The organism is Microbacterium canaveralium (assembly GCF_047238045.1).
In the GTDB taxonomy this organism is placed as follows: domain Bacteria; phylum Actinomycetota; class Actinomycetes; order Actinomycetales; family Microbacteriaceae; genus Microbacterium.
In genome coordinates, this window is sequence record NZ_JBDFMA010000003.1 from 3,020,052 (window position 1) to 3,037,387 (window position 17,336).

15 protein-coding genes are annotated in these 17,336 nt (G+C 71.6%); 4 read left to right on the forward strand and 11 right to left on the reverse strand.

Annotated features, from left to right (window positions below; translation table 11 throughout):
• Window positions 1–58 precede the first annotated feature (58 nt).
• Window positions 59–670, forward strand: a complete 612-nt coding sequence (locus ABC271_RS15365) for a TetR/AcrR family transcriptional regulator (protein WP_412925705.1) — start codon at window positions 59–61, stop codon at window positions 668–670.
• Between the two features lie 3 nt (window positions 671–673).
• On the opposite strand, the gene ABC271_RS15370 is transcribed toward ABC271_RS15365, so the two are convergent.
• Genes ABC271_RS15370 through ABC271_RS15380 form a run of 3 tightly spaced genes read right to left on the reverse strand, consistent with a single transcriptional unit; the run spans window position 674 to window position 4,169 of the window.
• Entirely contained in the window at window positions 674–1,519 is an 846-nt protein-coding gene (locus tag ABC271_RS15370; protein WP_412925706.1) for a transglutaminase family protein, read from the reverse strand.
• Window positions 1,516–2,448 (reverse strand): alpha-E domain-containing protein, encoded by a 933-nt coding sequence (locus ABC271_RS15375; protein ID WP_412925707.1) that lies wholly within the window; start codon window positions 2,446–2,448, stop codon window positions 1,516–1,518. The genes ABC271_RS15370 and ABC271_RS15375 overlap by 4 nt, the downstream gene beginning before the upstream one ends.
• Entirely contained in the window at window positions 2,442–4,169 is a 1,728-nt protein-coding gene (locus ABC271_RS15380) for a circularly permuted type 2 ATP-grasp protein (protein ID WP_412925708.1), read from the reverse strand. The genes ABC271_RS15375 and ABC271_RS15380 overlap by 7 nt, the downstream gene beginning before the upstream one ends.
• A 104-nt stretch (window positions 4,170–4,273) precedes the next feature.
• On the opposite strand from ABC271_RS15380, the gene ABC271_RS15385 reads away from it, so the two are divergent.
• A complete protein-coding gene (locus ABC271_RS15385) occupies window positions 4,274–5,497 on the forward strand; it encodes an ATP-grasp domain-containing protein (protein ID WP_412925709.1) in 1,224 nt (407 codons plus the stop codon).
• 71 nt (window positions 5,498–5,568) lie between these two features.
• Here the strand turns inward: ABC271_RS15385 and ABC271_RS15390 are convergent, their stop codons facing one another.
• The 6 genes from ABC271_RS15390 to ABC271_RS15415 all read right to left on the reverse strand — a co-directional run bounded on the left by ABC271_RS15390 (window position 5,569) and on the right by ABC271_RS15415 (window position 12,190).
• Window positions 5,569–6,744: a zinc-dependent alcohol dehydrogenase gene (locus tag ABC271_RS15390; RefSeq protein WP_412925710.1), complete on the reverse strand. Its 1,176-nt coding sequence runs from the start codon at window positions 6,742–6,744 to the stop codon at window positions 5,569–5,571.
• Window positions 6,745–6,841: 97 nt separating this feature from the next.
• On the reverse strand, window positions 6,842–7,564 hold the full coding sequence (locus ABC271_RS15395) for a glycosyltransferase family 2 protein (RefSeq protein ID WP_412925711.1): 723 nt from the start codon (window positions 7,562–7,564) through the stop codon (window positions 6,842–6,844).
• Window positions 7,561–8,961 carry a PIG-L family deacetylase gene (locus ABC271_RS15400; protein WP_412925712.1) on the reverse strand — a complete coding sequence of 467 codons (1,401 nt, stop codon included), beginning with the start codon at window positions 8,959–8,961 and terminating at the stop codon, window positions 7,561–7,563. Before ABC271_RS15400 ends, ABC271_RS15395 begins: the two co-directional genes overlap by 4 nt.
• Complete coding sequence (locus ABC271_RS15405) at window positions 8,955–10,001, reverse strand: acyl-CoA dehydrogenase family protein (RefSeq protein ID WP_412925713.1); 1,047 nt, start codon at window positions 9,999–10,001, stop codon at window positions 8,955–8,957. Before ABC271_RS15405 ends, ABC271_RS15400 begins: the two co-directional genes overlap by 7 nt.
• Before the next feature lie 88 nt (window positions 10,002–10,089).
• On the reverse strand, window positions 10,090–11,256 hold the full coding sequence (locus ABC271_RS15410; RefSeq protein WP_412925714.1) for an alpha/beta fold hydrolase: 1,167 nt from the start codon (window positions 11,254–11,256) through the stop codon (window positions 10,090–10,092).
• A gap of 91 nt (window positions 11,257–11,347) precedes the next feature.
• Window positions 11,348–12,190, reverse strand: coding sequence for a helix-turn-helix transcriptional regulator (locus ABC271_RS15415; RefSeq protein WP_412925715.1), 843 nt, complete (start codon window positions 12,188–12,190; stop codon window positions 11,348–11,350).
• A 154-nt stretch (window positions 12,191–12,344) separates the two neighbouring features.
• Here ABC271_RS15415 and ABC271_RS15420 point away from each other — a divergent pair, with 154 nt between their 5' ends.
• Both ABC271_RS15420 and ABC271_RS15425 read left to right on the forward strand, forming a co-directional pair.
• Window positions 12,345–13,280: an SDR family oxidoreductase gene (locus ABC271_RS15420; protein ID WP_412925716.1), complete on the forward strand. Its 936-nt coding sequence runs from the start codon at window positions 12,345–12,347 to the stop codon at window positions 13,278–13,280.
• Between the two features lie 111 nt (window positions 13,281–13,391).
• Window positions 13,392–14,918: a molybdopterin-dependent oxidoreductase gene (locus ABC271_RS15425; RefSeq protein WP_412925717.1), complete on the forward strand. Its 1,527-nt coding sequence runs from the start codon at window positions 13,392–13,394 to the stop codon at window positions 14,916–14,918.
• A 62-nt stretch (window positions 14,919–14,980) separates the two neighbouring features.
• On the opposite strand, the gene rocD is transcribed toward ABC271_RS15425, so the two are convergent.
• On the reverse strand, window positions 14,981–16,195 hold the full coding sequence (gene rocD / locus ABC271_RS15430; RefSeq protein ID WP_412925718.1) for an ornithine--oxo-acid transaminase: 1,215 nt from the start codon (window positions 16,193–16,195) through the stop codon (window positions 14,981–14,983).
• Window positions 16,192–17,076 (reverse strand): dimethylargininase, encoded by an 885-nt coding sequence (gene ddaH / locus ABC271_RS15435; protein ID WP_412925719.1) that lies wholly within the window; start codon window positions 17,074–17,076, stop codon window positions 16,192–16,194. The genes rocD and ddaH overlap by 4 nt, the downstream gene beginning before the upstream one ends.
• Window positions 17,077–17,336 lie beyond the last annotated feature (260 nt).

Consider the following 17,336-nt stretch of genomic DNA (forward strand, 5'->3'; position numbering starts at 1 on the left):
AGCAGAAGAAGACAAGTTGGCAGTTACTGCCAATAAGACATCGACTACTGTATCGGACATGAGCACCCCCTCCGCCCCCGGCCTGCGGGATCGTCGGCGACGGGAGACCGCGATGGAGATCTGCACCGCCGCCCTCGACCTTTTCGAGCAGAAGGGCGTCGCCGGCACGACGGTCGACGAGATCGCCGCCCGCGCCGGGGTATCACCCCGCACGTTCTTCCGCCTCGCCGGGACGAAGGAAGACGCGGTGTTCGTCGACGACGACAGGTTCGTCGAGGCGATCGCGGGAGTGGGCGAACCCGGTGACGACATCGCCACCCTGACCGCCGCGCTCCGCGGCGTCTTCGCCCGGGAGCTGGAGAGGCTGGATGCCGATCCCGAGGCGCGCGAGCGGTTCCTGCGGGTGCGCCGTCTCATCGGCCACGAACCGGCGCTCCTGGGCACCGCGATCCGGCGCGAGGTCACGTCATCCGACCGCTTCATCCCCGGGATCGCCGAGCGCACCGGGCGTCCCGACCTCGACGTCCGCACGGCCGCCGGCCTCACGGGTCTGGAGATGCGCACCACCCTCGACGAGTGGGCCCGCCGTCACGATCGCGGCGAGACCCACAGCCTCGTCGACCTGCACCGCGAGATCCACCGACTGCTGGGCCGCGCCGCCGACGCCTGAGGCTCAGGTCTCGCGGGTGATCGTCACCTTCACCTTGAGCTGACTCTTGCCGGGACCGGCGTAGACCCCGCGTAGCGGCGGAACGTCGTTGTAGTCACGCCCGCGCCCCACGAGCACGTGGCGGTCGCCGATCTCGATGTTGTTCGTCGGGTCGAAGCCCTGCCAGTCGCCGGCGAACCACTCGACCCACGCGTGCGACTCCCCCGTCACGGCCTCGCCGATCTCGGCGGACGGCTTAGGGTGCAGGTATCCCGACACGTAGCGGGCGGGGATGCCGACTTCGCGTAGGGCACCGAGGGTGATGTGCGCGATGTCCTGGCACACGCCCTTGCGGGCCTCCCACGCGTCGACCGCGGTGGAGTGCACGCCGGTGACGCCCTGCATGTACTCGATGGCGTCGCCCACGGCTTCGGCGATCGCGTGAGCCGCGGGTCCGGGTCGGTCGTGCTGCGCCGCGATCTCGCGCGCCAGCGCGACCACCTCGGGGTGGGGGGCCGTGCGCCGCGTCTGCACCAACTGCTCGACCGTCGTGATCGAGCGGGCCGCCTCGTCGCGCAGGGTGTCCCACGTGATGTCGGCGTGCTCGATGGGACGCGGCCGCACCTCGACGAGCGATCGCGCCGTGATCGTCAACGCCGCGTGCGGCGAGAGCACGTCGAATGCCGCCACCCGCGTGCCGAAGTAGTCGACGTACTGGTTCACCGAGGTCGACGGCTCGATGTCGAGCGACGAGCTCAGCACGAACTGGCTGTCGGTCGAGCCGGGCAGCATCCGCGCCTCGTTGTACGAGGCCACGACGTCGCCCGGGTAGGCGAACCCGGTCTGGTGTTCGATGCGCAGGCGCTTCACGAGATCTCTCCGATCCACGCGGGCTCGGCCTGCGTCGGGAAGAACCGCGACCGGATGGCCTCGGATGCCTCGCGGGTCACCGTTTGCACGCGCTGCATGTGCTCGGGGAGTTCGGCGAGGATGTCGCTGATGGGGCGGTACTCCAGATCGTTGCGGATCTGCCCCAGGGCCCGCAGCACCGTGTTGGAGTGGCCGACGCGGTCGGCGCGGGGGTCGATGGCGCTCATGCAGTCCTCGGCGCGCTGGATCGAGTAGATGATCGACCGCGGAAACAGTCGGTCCAGGAGAAGGAACTCCGCGGCGTTGCGGGCACTCGGCATCCCGCGGTAGGTGCGCAGGTAGGCCTCGTACGCACCGCAGGAACGGAGGATGGTCGTCCAGGACGGGCCCGACACCTCGGTGAGCGATCGCGTCGCCAGCAGGCGCGCCGTCATGTCCGCGCGCTCGATGCTGCGCCCGAGGGTGAAGAACTGCCACGCCTCGTCGCGGTTGGTGGACGAGTCGACGATGCCGATCGCCAGGGCCGCGCGCTCGCGCACCCACTGGAAGAACTCGTGCACCTTGTCGGTCTGCAGGCGTCGCGGCATCCGGGAGTTCGTCATGTTGAGGATCTCCCACAGCTCGGTGGAGACGATCTCCCGTGCACGGCGGGCGTTCTCACGCGCCGCCGTGATCGAGTACGCGATGCTCGACGGGTTCATGCGGTCGACGGCGAGACGAGCGAGCACGTCTTCTCGGCGGACGGTGTCGACGTTCTCGGGGAAGGGCGATCCCATGACGCTCAGGAGCGACCGGCAGGCGGTGTCCTCATCGATCCACGGGTCCTCCAGCAGAAGCTGCAGGTGCACGTCGAGGATGCGCGCGGTGCCGTCGGACCGCTCGATGTAGCGACCGATCCAGAACAACGACTCGGCGATACGGCTCAGCACGACGACACCTCCCCGGTCTGCTGCTGCTGTTGCTGCTGCTCGGCCTGCGGGCCGTGCTCGACACCGGCGTCGGCCTGCTGCTGCTGCTCCTGCTGGTCGCGGTCGGCGCGCAGGTCGCGCGGGGCCGTGGCCGGCGCGGGCTGGCCGTCGTAGACGATGGGGATCGCCTCGGTCACGGCCGCCTGGTCGGCGACGAGACCGGACACGCCGTTGCCCTGGCCGTACTCGACGTGCGAGGGCGCGGAACCGCCCACGATCCACGTGTCCTTCGAGCCGCCGCCCTGGCTGGAGTTCACGACGAGCTGACCCTCGGGGAGCGCCACGCGCGTCAGACCGCCGGGGAGCACCCAGATGTCGTCACCGTCGTTGACGGCGAACGGGCGCAGGTCGGCGTGGCGCGGACGCATGCCGTCCTCTACCAGCGTCGGGATGGTCGAGAGCATGACGACCGGCTGCGCGATCCACCCGCGGGGGTCGGCCAGCAGCCGCTTCCGCAGCTTCTCGAGCTCCGCCGGCGAGGCGTCGGGGCCGACGACAAGGCCCTTCCCGCCCGAACCGTCGACGGGCTTCACGACGAGTTCGGGAAGACGGTCGAGCACCTCTTCGAGGGCACCCGGATCCTCGAGACGCCATGTGTCGACGTTCTTCAGAATCGGTTCCTCGGAGAGGTAGTACCGGATGAGGTCGGGCACGTACGTGTACAGCAGCTTGTCGTCGGCGACGCCGTTGCCCACGGCGTTGGCGATGGTGACGTTGCCCAGGCGCGCCGCCAGCATGAGGCCCGGGGCACCGAGCATCGAGTCGGCGCGGAACTGCAGCGGGTCGAGGAAGTCGTCGTCGACGCGGCGGTAGATGACGTCGACGCGCTGCGGACCGCGCGTCGTGCGCATGAACACCTTGCCGCCGACGCACAGCAGATCGCGGCCCTCGACGAGCTCGACGCCCATGAGGCGCGCGAGCAGCGTGTGCTCGTAGTACGCCGAGTTGTAGACACCCGGCGTGAGCACGACGATGTTCGGGTCGTCGATGCCGGGCGGGGCCGACGCGCGCAGCGCCGCGAGCAGCTTGTTCGGGTAGTCGCCGACCGGTCGGACCCGCATGGAGACGAAGAGCTCCGGCAGGGTCTGCGCCATGACCCGGCGGTTCGAGATGACGTACGACACACCCGAGGGCACGCGCACGTTGTCTTCCAGCACCCGCATCTCGCCGTGCTCGTCGCGGATGAGGTCGATGCCCGACACCTGGATGCGCACGCCGTTGGCGCTGCGGATACCGGCGGCCTGGCGGTAGAAGTACTGCGACGACGCGATCAGGCCCGCCGGAAGAACGCCGTCCCGCACGCAGTGCTGGTTGCCGTAGGCGTCGTCGAGGAAGGCCTCCAGGGCTCGCACCCGCTGCTTCACACCGGCCTCGATGCGCGACCACTCGTCGTACGCGATGACCCGGGGCACGGCATCCAAGGGGAACGGACGCTCTTCGCCTGCGAAGTCGAACGTCACACCCTGGGCGAGGTAGGAGCTCGCGAGCGAGTCGGTGCGCCCGCGCAGTTCCTCCTGCGTCATCTGCGCCAGCGTCTGGTACAGCTCCCGATACGCCTCGCGCGAGGGCGCCGTGTCTCCCGGAGTGGCCGGGGCACCGAACATCTCGTCGTACGCCGGGATGCCGGATACGGTCTTGCGCGGCGCCAACGTGGAGCCGTAACCGTCGAACAGGTCACCCATGCCATGACTCTACTCAGCGTCGTGTTGCGGACAGGTTTCCCCCGCGCGGCTGTCGTCCTGGCTAGGCTGGCGCGACATCCGCCGCCTCGATCAAAGGTGCATCCATGCGCGTGCTCGTCACCAGTTCCCGGAACACGTTCGCCCTCGACCTCGTCCGCAAGCTCGGCAGCGTCGGTCACACGGTGTTCGCGAGCGACACCTACGACGGCGCCGTCGGCAACCACTCGCGATTCCTCGCGGGGCACCTGGTGACCCCGTCACCCCGGTTCGAGACGGATGCCTACATCGAGACGGTGAGCGCCTACGTGCGGGAGCACGACATCGACGTGATCCTCCCCACCTTCGAGGAGGTCTTCTATCTCGCCGCGCGCGTCGCGGACCTCCCCGAGGGCGTCGAGCTTTACGCGGGGAGCTTCTCCGACCTCGCCCGCCTGCACGACAAGGCGAGCTTCCAGCGCCTCGCCCAGGATGCCGATGTCCCCATCCCCGAGACGGTCGTGGTGACCTCGCCCGCGGAGCTGCGCACGGCGATCGACGGCTTCCCCCGGTACTTCGCGCGAGCGGCGTTCTCCCGCGGCGGGGTCGGGCTGCTGACGAACACCGGCCCCCTGGCCGGCAAGGTGCCGATCGAGGACTGCGTGCCCACGCCGGAGCAGCCGTGGCTCGTGCAGCCGTTCGTCGACGGACCGATGGTGTGCACCTACAGCGTCGTCGTCGACGGCCGCGTCACCGCGCACACGACCTACAAGGCCGCGGAGCAATGGGCCCACAGCACCGCGATCGCGTTCGTCGCCGTCGACAGCACGGACACGCTGCGGTACACGCAGCGGATCATCGATACCCTCGACCCGACGTTCACCGGGCAGATCTCGTTCGACTTCGTCGACCACGGCACCGACGGCGCTCCCGACTACAAGATCATCGAGTGCAATCCGCGGCCCACGAACGGCGTCATCCTGCTCGAGGCCGACGACGTCTCCCGCGCGATCGAGGGAGCCGTCGACCACACGGTCGTCGCCGTACCCGGCACCGAGCGGCAGATCACGCTCGCCGTCCTCGCCGACGCGTTCACCGAGCCGCTGAAGCACCTCCCCACGACGCTGCACGATCTGATCCACGTGCGCGACGTGGGCGCCGGATGGTGGGACGACGCCGCGATGCTGTGGAGTCCCGCGACGATCGTCCACGGCGCGAAGATCTCGCACGGCGACCGCAAGGAGGTGCTGGCCGCGCTCGGCGACGACATCGTCTGGAACGGCGAGCCGATCGCGGGCATGAGCGCGGCGGACGCCGCCGCTCTGGAGGCCGTGCACTCCGGCCGCGCCTGACCGCGTGAGGGGTCAGGAACTGTCGCCTGGCGATCCGCTCGGCGACGAATATCGACCCCTCACGCGACAAGTCAGGGGCGCAGGACCACCTTGATGCAGCCGTCTTCCTTCTTCTGGAAGGTCTCGTAGAGGCCGGGGGCGTCCTCGAGCGGAGCGTGGTGCGTCACGAGGTCCATGACGCCGAGCGGGTCGGCGGGATCCTCGACGAGCGGCAGCAGGTCGTCGGTCCACCGCTTCACGTTGCACTGGCCCATGCGCATGCTGATCTGCTTGTCGAACATCGTCTTCATGGGGAGGACGTCCGCATCGCCGGCGTACACGCCGCTGAGCGAGACCGTGCCGCCGCGGCGGACGACGTCGATCGCCGCGTGCATCGCCGCGAGCCGGTCCAGGCCCGCGGTGTCCATGAGCTTCTGGGCGATCGCGTCGGGCAGCAGTCCGATGGCGTTCTGGGCGAAGGTGACCCCGGGGTTACCGTGCGCCTCCATGCCCACCGCGTCGACGGCGCCGTCGACGCCGCGACCCTCGGTGAGGTCGCGCAGCTCGTCGACCACCGTGTCGGTGAGGTCGAAGGTCTGCACCCCGTGGCGCTCGGCCATCGCGCGCCGCTCTGCCACCGGCTCGATGGCGAGAACGCGGTACCCGAGGTGCACGCCGATGCGTGACACGAACTGCCCCACGGGGCCGAGGCCCATGACCGCGAGCGTGCCGCCGTCGGGCACGTTGGCGTACTGCACGCCCTGCCACGCCGTCGGCACGATGTCGCTGAGGAACAGGTACCGGTCGTCGGGCAGATCGTCGCCGACGCGGATGTGGTTGTAGTCGGCCAGCGGGACGCGGAGGTATTCCGCCTGGCCGCCGGGCACCTGGCCGTAGAGCTTGGTGAAACCGAACAGCGACGCGCCGCTGTTGTACTCGCGCACCTGCGTGGTCTCGCACTGCGACTGCAGTCCGCGCAGGCACATGAAGCAGTGTCCGCACGAGATGTTGAAGGGCACGACGACACGGTCGCCGACCGACAGGGTCGTCACGGCGGAGCCCACCTCGACGACGACGCCCATGGGCTCGTGCCCGAGCACATCGCCCCGGTCGAGGAACGGACCGAAGAGTTCGTACAGGTGCAGGTCGGAGCCGCAGATCGCCGTCGAGGTGATCTTCACGATCGCATCCGTCGGTTCGAGGATCTGCGGGTCGGGGACCTCCTCGACGCTCACGTTGCGCTTGCCTTGCCAGGTCAATGCCTTCATGGTGCGGCCTCTCTCGTTCCGGGGGAGGTCTCAGTGTGCGGTCGGGGCTGCGCGCAACCGAGGTGGTTGACGAATGGCCGCAATACCCCCAGGGGTCTCAGGCTCCGGGCGCCGGGAGCGGCGGCGGAGCGTCGATCCAGGCGTGCACCTGCCGCAGGAACGCGGCATAGCCGGCCGGGGTACGCCCCGTGAAGCGGCCCGACGTCTCGACCTCGTGGACGTCGCTCGCGAGCTCGCGGGCGCCGATCGCACGCGCGGCTCGCACGAGCGCGACGTCTTCGTGCTCGTCGAGATCCGGGATGCCGCCCGCCGCGAGGTAGACGCTCGCGCGCACGCCGAGGTTGGCCCCGTGCACGTTCCCGGCCGGCCGGCCACGGTGATGCGTCGCACGCCAGTAGGCGCTGTGACGCGCACTGAGGTCGGCGAAGTCGGGGCGGACCGTCCCGAGGACCAGGTCGGCACCGGCATCCGCCAGGTCGAGCTGATGCGTGATCCAGTCGAGCGGCACGACGGTGTCGGCATCCGTCATCGCGATCCAGGTGTCTTCGGGGCGGGCGTCGAGCGCGGACAGCGCGTGCGCGACGCCGATCCGGCGCGCGGTACCGACCCGGCGAGCCGAGATCTCGACCGTCGCGACCGGCCACCGCCGCGCCACTTCGGCGGTGGTGTCGCGGCACGCGTCGAGCACGACGACCACCGAGACGACGAGACCCGGCTCGCGCTCGCGCGCGTGCGCCACCGCGCGCGTCACGGAGGAGAGGCAGCGGCCGATGAGCGCCTCCTCGTCGTGCGCGGGGATCGCGACGGCGACGGCCCTCACGGAACGAGTCCCGCCTCGGCGGCGACCGACCGCGCCCCCGGCCGGCCGAAGACCTCGAGCACGAAGTCCTCCTCCTCGTGGCGGACGAGTCGCACGAGATCGGGCCGCGACGCGAGGGCGTCGTGGACGCTGTCGCCGCTGCGCGGGTACTCGGCCACCGGATGCCGCCAGTGGCACGCGACGAGGTGGCCGTCGGGGCTGAGCGAGCCGACGCTCGCCGCGAGCCCACGGTCGAGGTCGAGGTCGCCCCAGTAGTAGGCCACCTCCGACACGACGACCAGGTCGAACTCGCCGCCCGGCCACCCGTCGGGGAGCATCGCCCGGCGCAGTTCGACATTCTCGCGCCCCGCCAGCCGTCGGCGCGCCTGCGCGAGCGCCGCGGTCGCCAGGTCGACGGCGAGGACGCGGTCGCACCGGTCGGCGAGCGCCACGGTCACGGCACCCGTGGAGCACCCGGCCTCGAACGCCGAGCGGTAGCGGCGCCGTGGCAGTGCGGCGAGCAGGACGGCGCGCTTGCGCTCCTCGTACCAGCGCGAGTCGAACCCCCACGGGTCGTCGTGGCGGGCGTACATGTCGTCGAAGTAGTCGGGGGCGACGCTGTCGGCGGCTGCGGGCGCGGCGGCGACGGCATCCGGCTCTGCGCCGGCGGCGGGCTCCGGCGCGAAGAACACCTCCGCGTCGCGCTCGAAGTGCGCGCGCATGCGGGCGTGCAGCAGGACCTCGTCGCCGGGGGCGGCCGACAACGGCAGGAGCTGACTCGCGTGCGCGGCGAGGGCCCGCGCCTTCGCCTCTCGGGCGTCGGGGTCGAGCGCGAGACGCTCGGCGCGCTCCCACGGGACGTCGTCCGGACCGCCCCAATGCCAGAGCCAGATCGGGAACGCGCGCGAACGCACGCCGCGCACCGCGCACACGGCCTCCACGACCTCGCCGACGACGCGGTGATCATGGTGTCCGTCGCCGCGCCACGGCGAGAGCACGAGGACGCGGTCGTCGCCGGCCCGATCGAGCGCGTCCCGCAGAGCGGCGGCGACGGCATGCCGGTACTCCCCGGTGCCGCCGTCGGGGAGGCCGAGGAAGACGGGAGCGTCGCCCAGGCCGACGATCCGGGCCGCCTCGACCAGCTCCCGGCGCCGGAGCAGCGCGAGGGTGGCCGGGCTGTGCGTGGGCGAGTCGGGGTGCGATGCCTCACCGTCGGTCACGACGATGAGGTCGATCGCGACACCGCGCGCGGCCACGGTGGCCAGGAGCCCCGCCGCACCGAGACTCTCGTCATCCGGGTGCGCCGCCACGACGATCACGCGATCGACGTTGAGGTCGAGGGCGGGGAGAGCGGCCCCGAGGGCCGTGGTCCAGACGCGCTCGTCGGTGCCGGCGTCGCGGTGGTCGAAGCTCACCATGCGCCGTCCCCCGTCGCCACGTCGCCGCCGATCCTCGCGAGATCCCGCTCGGCGTGATGCTGCCGGAGATACAGCTGCAGGTCGGCCACGCGCCGGGCATGGGACTCATCGGCGACGAGGGGCGAGGGGCCGAGGGCGTGCGCGGCCTCGGCGAGCGACGTCTCGACGGCGTCGGCGACGACCGAACGCGCACGGGCGGCCCGGAGACTCTGGGATGCCGACCCGCCGGCGTCGAACACCGTCGCGGTCTCGACGAGCACGGCGCGTGCCGCCCACAGAGCGGTATCAGCCCGGCCGAGGTGGACGCGGGAGAGCTGGTCGGCGCGGTCGCCGCGCGCGGCCTCGGCGAGCGCCCGGCGCAGCGGCACCGCCCCGCCCCACCAGCACGCCGCGACTCCCACGCCCCCGTGCGCGAAGCCCGGTCGGCGCAGATACCATCCCGGATCGCCGACGGGGACTGCGGCCGCGCCGTCGACGTCGATCGGAGCGCTGACCACGCGCTCGAGACCGTGCGCGTACCAGGGACCGGACCGGGCGGTGACGGCCGGATCGCGCAGGTCGAGGGCGAAGAGCTGCCGGCGTCCGTCGTCGACCCAGGCGGTGACGAGCGCGTGCGAGAGGTCGGCGGCGAGAGAGCACCAGAGTTTCGTCCCGTGGAGCGTCCACGTTCCGGCATCCTGCCGCGCTTCCAGGCGAACGCCGGGCCCCTCGGCCGCGAACACGCCCCAGGTGCCGTCGCGATCGAGATCGAGGGGGATGCCGGCCGCGGCGGCCTCGTCCAGGATGCCGAGCGCGTCGAGGTGCGGTTCGAGCACGCGGGCCGCGGTGACGTCGCGCGCGGCGACCGACGCGAGCAGCTCCCACGTCGCCGCCACCGAGCGGGGTCGGGCGACGTCGACGGCCCAGGCGAGTGTGGCGGCGATGTCGGTGCCGAACCCGTCGACGGCATCCGCCGCCGCGAGGGCAGTGCGGACGTCGTCGAGATCGGGGGTGTCGTCGGGAAGGAGGAGGGGGAACGGGGGATGAACGGCGTCGCTCATGCGGTCAGTCTCGCCGCTCGGCACCGGATCGGAGAGGGCTTTGACAGCGGCGGCCGATCCCGACAGTGTCGCGGTCCGAGGGCGGGCGTCAGTGCCGCCGAACGCGGCGGTGCGTGAGGGCGTCGAGCCGGGCGAGAGGCCGGAGCAGGGCGGGGAACGACGCGGACAGCCCCGTCCGCGGCAGCCGGTCGAGGGCCGCCTCGTCGCCGGGCAGGAGGTGCTGCCGCCCGCGGACCAGACGCCGTGCCGCGTTGAGCAAGGCCATCGGGTGGGTGTCCAGCGCACTGTGCCCGTTGCGGATACGGACGAGCGTGGCATCCGGGGCCGTCCGGGCGACGCGTTCGGCGATCTCCGGGGGCGTGCGCAGGTCGCGGTCGCCCGTGAGCAGCACGAGAGGCCAGTCGAACCCGGATGCCGCGGCCGTCAGGTCGTACGGTTCTCCCGCGAACGCCGGGTAGCGGGAGGCCAGCGGGGCGTAGGTGAGAGCCGGGTCGAGCGGCAGCCCGTCGGCGGGCGCGCCGTAGTGCAGCTCGCGGAACGCGATGGTCCCCACGACATCGAACTCGTAGATGCCGGGGATTCGGGCGACCGAGCCGTCCCGCGAGGCGTAAGCGGCGAGCGCGCGCCACGCCAGTCCGTGGCGGTGCCGCACGAGGGGCGCGACGAGGTCGGGTCCGGCGAGTTCGTACGCCGCACGTACGACGTCGAGCACGACGCGCTCGTCGATGCCGTCGGCGACCAGGCGGCGCACTCCCTGGGCCAGGTCGTCGTCGGCATCCCAGAAAAGAGAACGCAGGCGGGCTCGTTCGAGGGCGAGGTCGTCGGTCGACTGCAGCGCGGAATCCAGCAGCATCCCCGCGACCCGTTCCGGATGCCGGACCCCGAAGCTCGACGCGAGATAACTGCCGTACGACGAGCCGACGATGAACGCCCGCTCCACTCCCTCCGCGTCGAGCACGGCGGCCAGGTCGTCGAGGACGGCGGTGATGCGCATCGCCTCGGGCGGGAGGACGTGCCCCGCGAGGTCGTGGCGGGAGCGCCCGATACCACGGTGCTCGACCATGAGGACGTCGAGCCCACCCCGCGCCGCGCGGCGGCGCAGGCCCCGGTACGGCAGGACCGACGCCAGCCCGGGACCGCCCGGGATGATCACGGTCGGGGTCGACGTGCGCGGTCCGGTGCGCACGTAGCTCAGGTCGAAGGGCGGCACCCCGTCGGTCGCCGGTCGCCGCACCGTCCTCACGTTCTCAGGCATGTCTGCACGCTATCCCCGGTCGTGGGGCGTGAGGGGTCAGAATCTGTCGCTTCCCGCTCCCCATAAGCGACACATTTTGACCTCTCACGCGTTACAGGGCGGGAATCGAGGGACCGAGGACCGCCAGCAGGCGCAGCTTCTCGGCGCTCTCACTGCCGGGCACCGCGGTGTAGACCAGCAGCGAGTGAGACGTCTCGGGGTCGACGAGCGACTGGCAGTGCAGGTCGAGCGGGCCCACCGCAGGGTGGACGAACCTCTTCATCTGGCGCGGCTGCAGTCCCACCTCGTGCGCGGCCCACAGGGTGCGGAACTCCGCACTCCGCTCGAGCAGGTCGTCGACGAAGACGGCCGCGCGCGACCCGGGGCCGCGGCGACCCGCCAGCTCGCGCAGGCCCGCGGCGAAGAGCCGACTGAGGAACTCGTGCTCCTCGGCCGCGTACCGTGCACGCGTGGCCGGATCGGTGAACCATCGGTATCCGAGGCTCCGCGCGCGGCCCGTCCGCAGTGACGCATCTCCGGTGAGAGCGACGCCGAGGGGCGACTGACGGAGCGTCTCGCCGAGTTCGGTGATGATCTCGGCGGGGGTGTCGTCGAGTCGGTCCAGGATCCGGAGCAGCCCCGGGCTGATGTGCTCGCCCACCGCGGATCGCTCGTCGGGCACGTGCCCGGCGAGACGGAACAGGTGGTCGCGTTCGGCTCGCGTGAGATGGAACCCCTGCGCGATGGCCGCGAGCATCTGCGGCGACGGCTGCGGCCCTCGCTCTCGCTCCAACCGGGCGTAGTAGTCGGTCGACATGTGCGCCAGTGCCGCAGCTTCTTCGCGGCGGAGCCCGGGAGTGCGGCGACGGATGCCTCGTGGCATCCCGACATCCTCGGGTTGCAGCGCCTCGCGCCGCGTGCGGAGGAAGTCCGCGAGGGCCGTCCGGTCGATCATGCTTCCTGTCTACCCGTCCGTGCACCGCGGAGCCAGGACGCGGCGATCCCCCTCTCGGACGGAGGAGCGTCCTGCTCAGCCGGGGATCGACGGGTCCTGGTTCGGGGGATGCGTTCGAGCGCACGCTGGGATCTCCATCGACCCAGGAGACACCGTGACCGACACCGACATCCCCCTTCCCTCCCTCGCCGGCCGCCGGGCCGTGCTCACCGGCGGTAGCGACGGCATGGGCCTCGTCATCGCCGAGCGCCTCGCCGCGGCCGGCGCCGAGGTCGTGCTGCCCGTCCGCAACCGGGCGAAAGGCGACAGGGCCGTCCAGACGATCCGCGAGCGCGTCCCCGGCGCCCGCCTCGAGCTCCAGGATCTCGACCTGTCCTCGCTCGCGAGCGTCGCGGCCCTCGCCGACACACTCCGCGCCGACGGGCGTCCCGTACACCTGCTCATCAACAACGCGGGTGTCATGACGCCGCCCGCACGGCAGACGACGGCCGACGGCCTCGAACTGCAGTTCGGCACGAACCACCTCGGACACGTCGCCCTCGTCGGCGGCATCCTTCCGCTGCTCACTGCCGGGCGAGCGCGGATCGTGACGCAGGTGAGCGTCGCCGCGCGCAGCGGGCGCATCGACTGGGACGACCTCCAGGCCGAACGCTCGTACAACGGGCAGCGCGTGTACTCGGCGTCGAAGATCGCCCTGGGCCTGTTCGCGCGGGAACTCGACCGACGCGGCCAGGAGGCCGGCTGGGGCGTGCGGAGCGTGCTGTCGCACCCGGGCGTCGCGCCGACGAATCTGCTCGCGGCACGGCCCGAGATCGGCCGCGCGACCGACACCTCGGGGGTGCGCGCCATCCGCTGGATGTCGCGTCACGGCATCCTGCTCGGGACCGTCCGATCCGCGGCACAGCCGGCACTCCTCGCCGCCACCACCCCCGAGCCGCGCAGTGACGTGCTGTACGGCCCGGGCGGCCCGATGAACCTCGGCGGTGCCCCGACGACCCACGCGATGTACCGCCCGCTGCGCGACATGGACCAGGCCGCACGCGTGTGGGAGGAGTCGGGGCGACTGGCCGGGGTCGCGCTGACCGTGTGAGGCCTGCGCCCGGCACCCCCGTGCCCCTCACGCGTCTCTGACGCGTGCCGGTTGGCTGTGAGTTCCGGATACCGCGGCACCCACGTCGGCGGCACTGCCTATGCTCCGAACGTGGCATCCCGCACACCCGACCTCCTCGCGGCGCTCGCCGCGGTCTCGGCCACCGTGCTCGGCGCAGGGCTCGGCGAACTCACCGCCGCCATCGTCGCACCCGCCGCGAGCCCGTTCGCGGTCATCGGCGGCGGGATGATCGACATCGCGCCGACGTGGGGGAAAGACCTCGCGATCAGCCTCTTCGGCACGAACGACAAGGCGGCGCTGCTCGTGGGCATCGCCGTGCTGCTCCTCGCGATCGCTGCCGTCGCCGGCATCATCGAGAGGCATCGAGCTCCGTGGGGCCGCGTGATCCTGGCCGCGCTCGGGGCGGCCGGGGCGATCGTGTCGATGACTCGAGCCGACGCCGACCTGCTGTCGCCCGTTCCCTCGATCGTCGCCGGGGCTGCGGCCTCGATCGGCGGCGCGATGCTGATTGCGCGCCTGCGTCGGCCCGCTGCCGGTCCCGCGGACGCGGGTCTCACCCGCCGGAACGTCTTGATCCTGTCCGGCGTCGCGGTGGTGGTGGGAGCCCTCGCCGCGGTGGGCTCCGCGGCGGCGAGTGGCGGGGCGCGCGCGATCACGGCCGTCCGGGCAGCGCTGCGTCTGCCGACCCCGTCCACGACGACCCCCGTTCCCCCCACCGCCGAACTCGGCGTCGAGGGCCTCTCCCCCGTCATCACCCCGTCGGCGGACTTCTACCGCATCGACACCGCGCTGGTGGTTCCGCAGGTCGACCCGACGACGTGGTCGCTTCGCATCCACGGTCTCGTCGAGGAAGAGGTCGTCCTGCGATGGGACGACCTCGTCGCCCTTCCTCAGCGCGAGATCGTCGCCACCCTCGTGTGTGTGTCGAACGAGGTCGGCGGCGATCTGATCGGCACGGCCCGCTGGCTGGGCGTCCCGATCCGCGACGTGCTCGCCCGGGCACGTCCGACGGCGGATGCCGACATGGTGCTGTCGCACTCGATCGACGGATTCACCGCCTCGACGCCGCTGGAGGCCCTGACCGATGAGCGCGACGCGCTCCTCGCGATCGGCATGAACGGCGAGCCGCTGCCCCTCGCGCACGGCTTCCCGGTGCGCATGGTCGTCCCGGGACTGTACGGCTACGTCTCGGCCACCAAGTGGGTCACCGAACTCGAGGTGACCCAGTACGCCGTGGCCGAGGGGTACTGGACCTCGCGCGGCTGGTCGGCCCGCGGCCCGGTGAAGCTGGCATCCCGGATCGACGTCCCGCGCGCGGGCGCCCGCGTGACCGCGGGGCCCACGACCATCGCGGGCGTCGCGTGGCAGACCCACGTCGGCGTCTCGGGCGTCGAGGTGCAGATCGACGACGGCGCGTGGCAACCCGCGAAGCTCGCGACGGCGATCTCGTCCGACACGTGGGTGCAGTGGAGCCTGCCGTGGGACGCCACCGCGGGCGACCACACCGTCCGGTGCCGCGCCACGTCCGCCGACGGCGAGACCCAGACGCCGAACCGCGCCGCCCCCGCCCCCGACGGCGCGACCGGCTGGGACGAGGTGCGCGTCACCATCGCGTGAGGGGTCATTTTCTGTCGCCTGGAGCGACCCGAAGCGACAGAAGTTGACCCCTCACGCCCGGGTTACGCCAGCACGTGCCGCAGCTGCTCGATCGCCCAGTCGATCTCGGTCCCCCGGATCGTCAGGGGCGGAGCGATGCGGATCGTCTGCCCGTGGGTGTCCTTCACCAGTACGCCTCGCGCCAGGAGCTTCTCGGCGATCTCGCGACCGCTCCCCGCGGCCGGGTCGATATCGACGCCGGCCCACAGCCCCGCCACGCGCACCGCGGTGACGCCGTGGCCGACGAGGGCCTCCAGACCCTGCGCGAGGTGCTCGCCGAGCGCTTTCGCGCGGGTCTGGAACTCTCCGGATGCCAGCATCTCCACGACCCGCAGACCCACCGCGGCGGCCAGCGGGTTACCACCGAAGGTCGAGCCGTGCTCGCCGGGACGGATGACGCCCAGCACGTCCTCGTTCGCGACGACCGCCGACAGGGGCAGGATGCCACCCCCGAGCGCCTTGCCGAGGAGGTACACGTCGGGCACGACGCCCTCGCGGTCGCACGCGAACGTCTCCCCCACGCGGCCGAGACCCGACTGGATCTCGTCGGCGATGAACAGCACATTGTTCGCCGTGCAGATCTCCCGCACGCGGCGGAGGAACCCCTCCGGCGGGATCACGACGCCGGCCTCGCCTTGGATCGGTTCGAGGAGCACCGCGGCGGTGTTCTCGTCGATCGCGGCGGCGATGGCATCCGCGTCTCCGTAGGGCACGTGGACGAAGCCGGGAGCGTACGGCCCGAAGTCGTCGTGGGCGACCGGGTCGTCGCTGAAGCCGACGATCGTCGTGGTGCGGCCGTGGAAGTTGCCGTTCGCGACGATGATCGTCGCGGCATCGGGGGCGATGCCCTTCGTGCGGTATCCCCACGCGCGGGCGACCTTGATGCCGGTCTCCACCGCCTCGGCGCCGGTGTTCATCGGCAGCACGAGATCCTTCCCACACAGCTGCGAGAGCGCGGTGGCGAAGGGTCCGAGCTTGTCGTTGTGGAACGCGCGGCTCGTGAGGGTCAGACGCTCCAGCTGTTCCCGGGCGGCGGCGAGGATCGCCGGGTGTCCGTGGCCGAAGTTCAGCGCGGAGTACGCCGACAGCAGGTCGAGGTAGCGCTTGCCCTCGACGTCGGTGACCCAGACGCCCTCGGCGCGCGCGGCGACGACCGGCAGCGGGTGGTAGTTGTGCGCGACGTGCGCGCTCTCGGACGCGATGAGCTGCGCGCCGAGGTCATCCACGGCGGTGCTCATCGGGTGCCCCCGCGCAGCTCGAGCGTGCAGCACTTGATGCCCCCACCGCCGAGCAGCAGCTCGGACAGGTCGACGAGGACGGGCGTGTAGCCGCGCTCGCGCAGCTGCGCCTCGAAGCCCTTGGCCCGCGGCGAGATGATGACGTTCTTGCCGTCGCTGGCGGAGTTGAGGCCGAACACGGCGCCATCGGCATCCGAGACACGGATGGCATCCGGGTAGCGCTCGCGCAGGATCGCCTGGCTGCGCTCGTCGAACGCGGTCGGCAGGTACGCGATGTTGGCCTTGTCGACGCCGCCGGGGCCCTCGACGGGGTCGAGCACGGCGATCGCGGTGTCGAGGTGGTAGAACCGCGGGTCGGTGAGCGTCAGCGACACGACCTCGCGCGAGAACACCTCGCCCACCTCGCGGTGACTGTCACCGGTGGAGCGGAACCCCGTGCCGGCGAGGATCGTGTTGCCGACGAGCAGGAAGTCGCCTTCGCCCTCGTTGACCTCGACGGGCTCGGCGACCTGGAAGCCGTTCGCGGCGAACCAGTCGATGAACGCGGGGGCCTCGTCGGCGCGCTCGCGGAAACGGAACTTCGGGCCGTACGCGACGCCGTCGATGACGAAACCGCCGTTGGCGGTGTAGACCATGTCGGGGAGGCCCTCGAGCGGATCGATGAGCTCGATCTCGTGCCCCAGCGACACGTAGGTGTCGTACAGCGACTGCCACTGGCGCAGCGCAAGGTCGGTGTCGGTGGGCCGCGACGGCTCCATCCACGGGTTGATGCTGTAGCTGACGGTGAAGTGCTCGGGCCGGCACATCAGGTACCGGCGGTGCTGCTGGACGCGCTCGATCGTCTCGGATTCGACGGCGGCGGCGGTGGGGTTCGCGGACATCTCTGCTCCTCGGAGAAGGTGCGGCGGACGCTGTCCTCTTGGCCCGGTGGCCCTTCGACCCGCCGGCACCGTGGCGCCGTGCGGGGAAAGGTCGGTCCGAGCACGCCGCGGCCATTGTCTCACGCGCGTGCGCGGGCGCGCGAGCGCCCGGGCGTGCGATGGGGCGCGGGGGGCGCGGCGCAACCTCTGCGATCCGCGCCGGGTCAGCGGCATCCACCCCGCCCGGGCTGAGAAAGCGCGAATCGCCGAGCCTGCGCCGT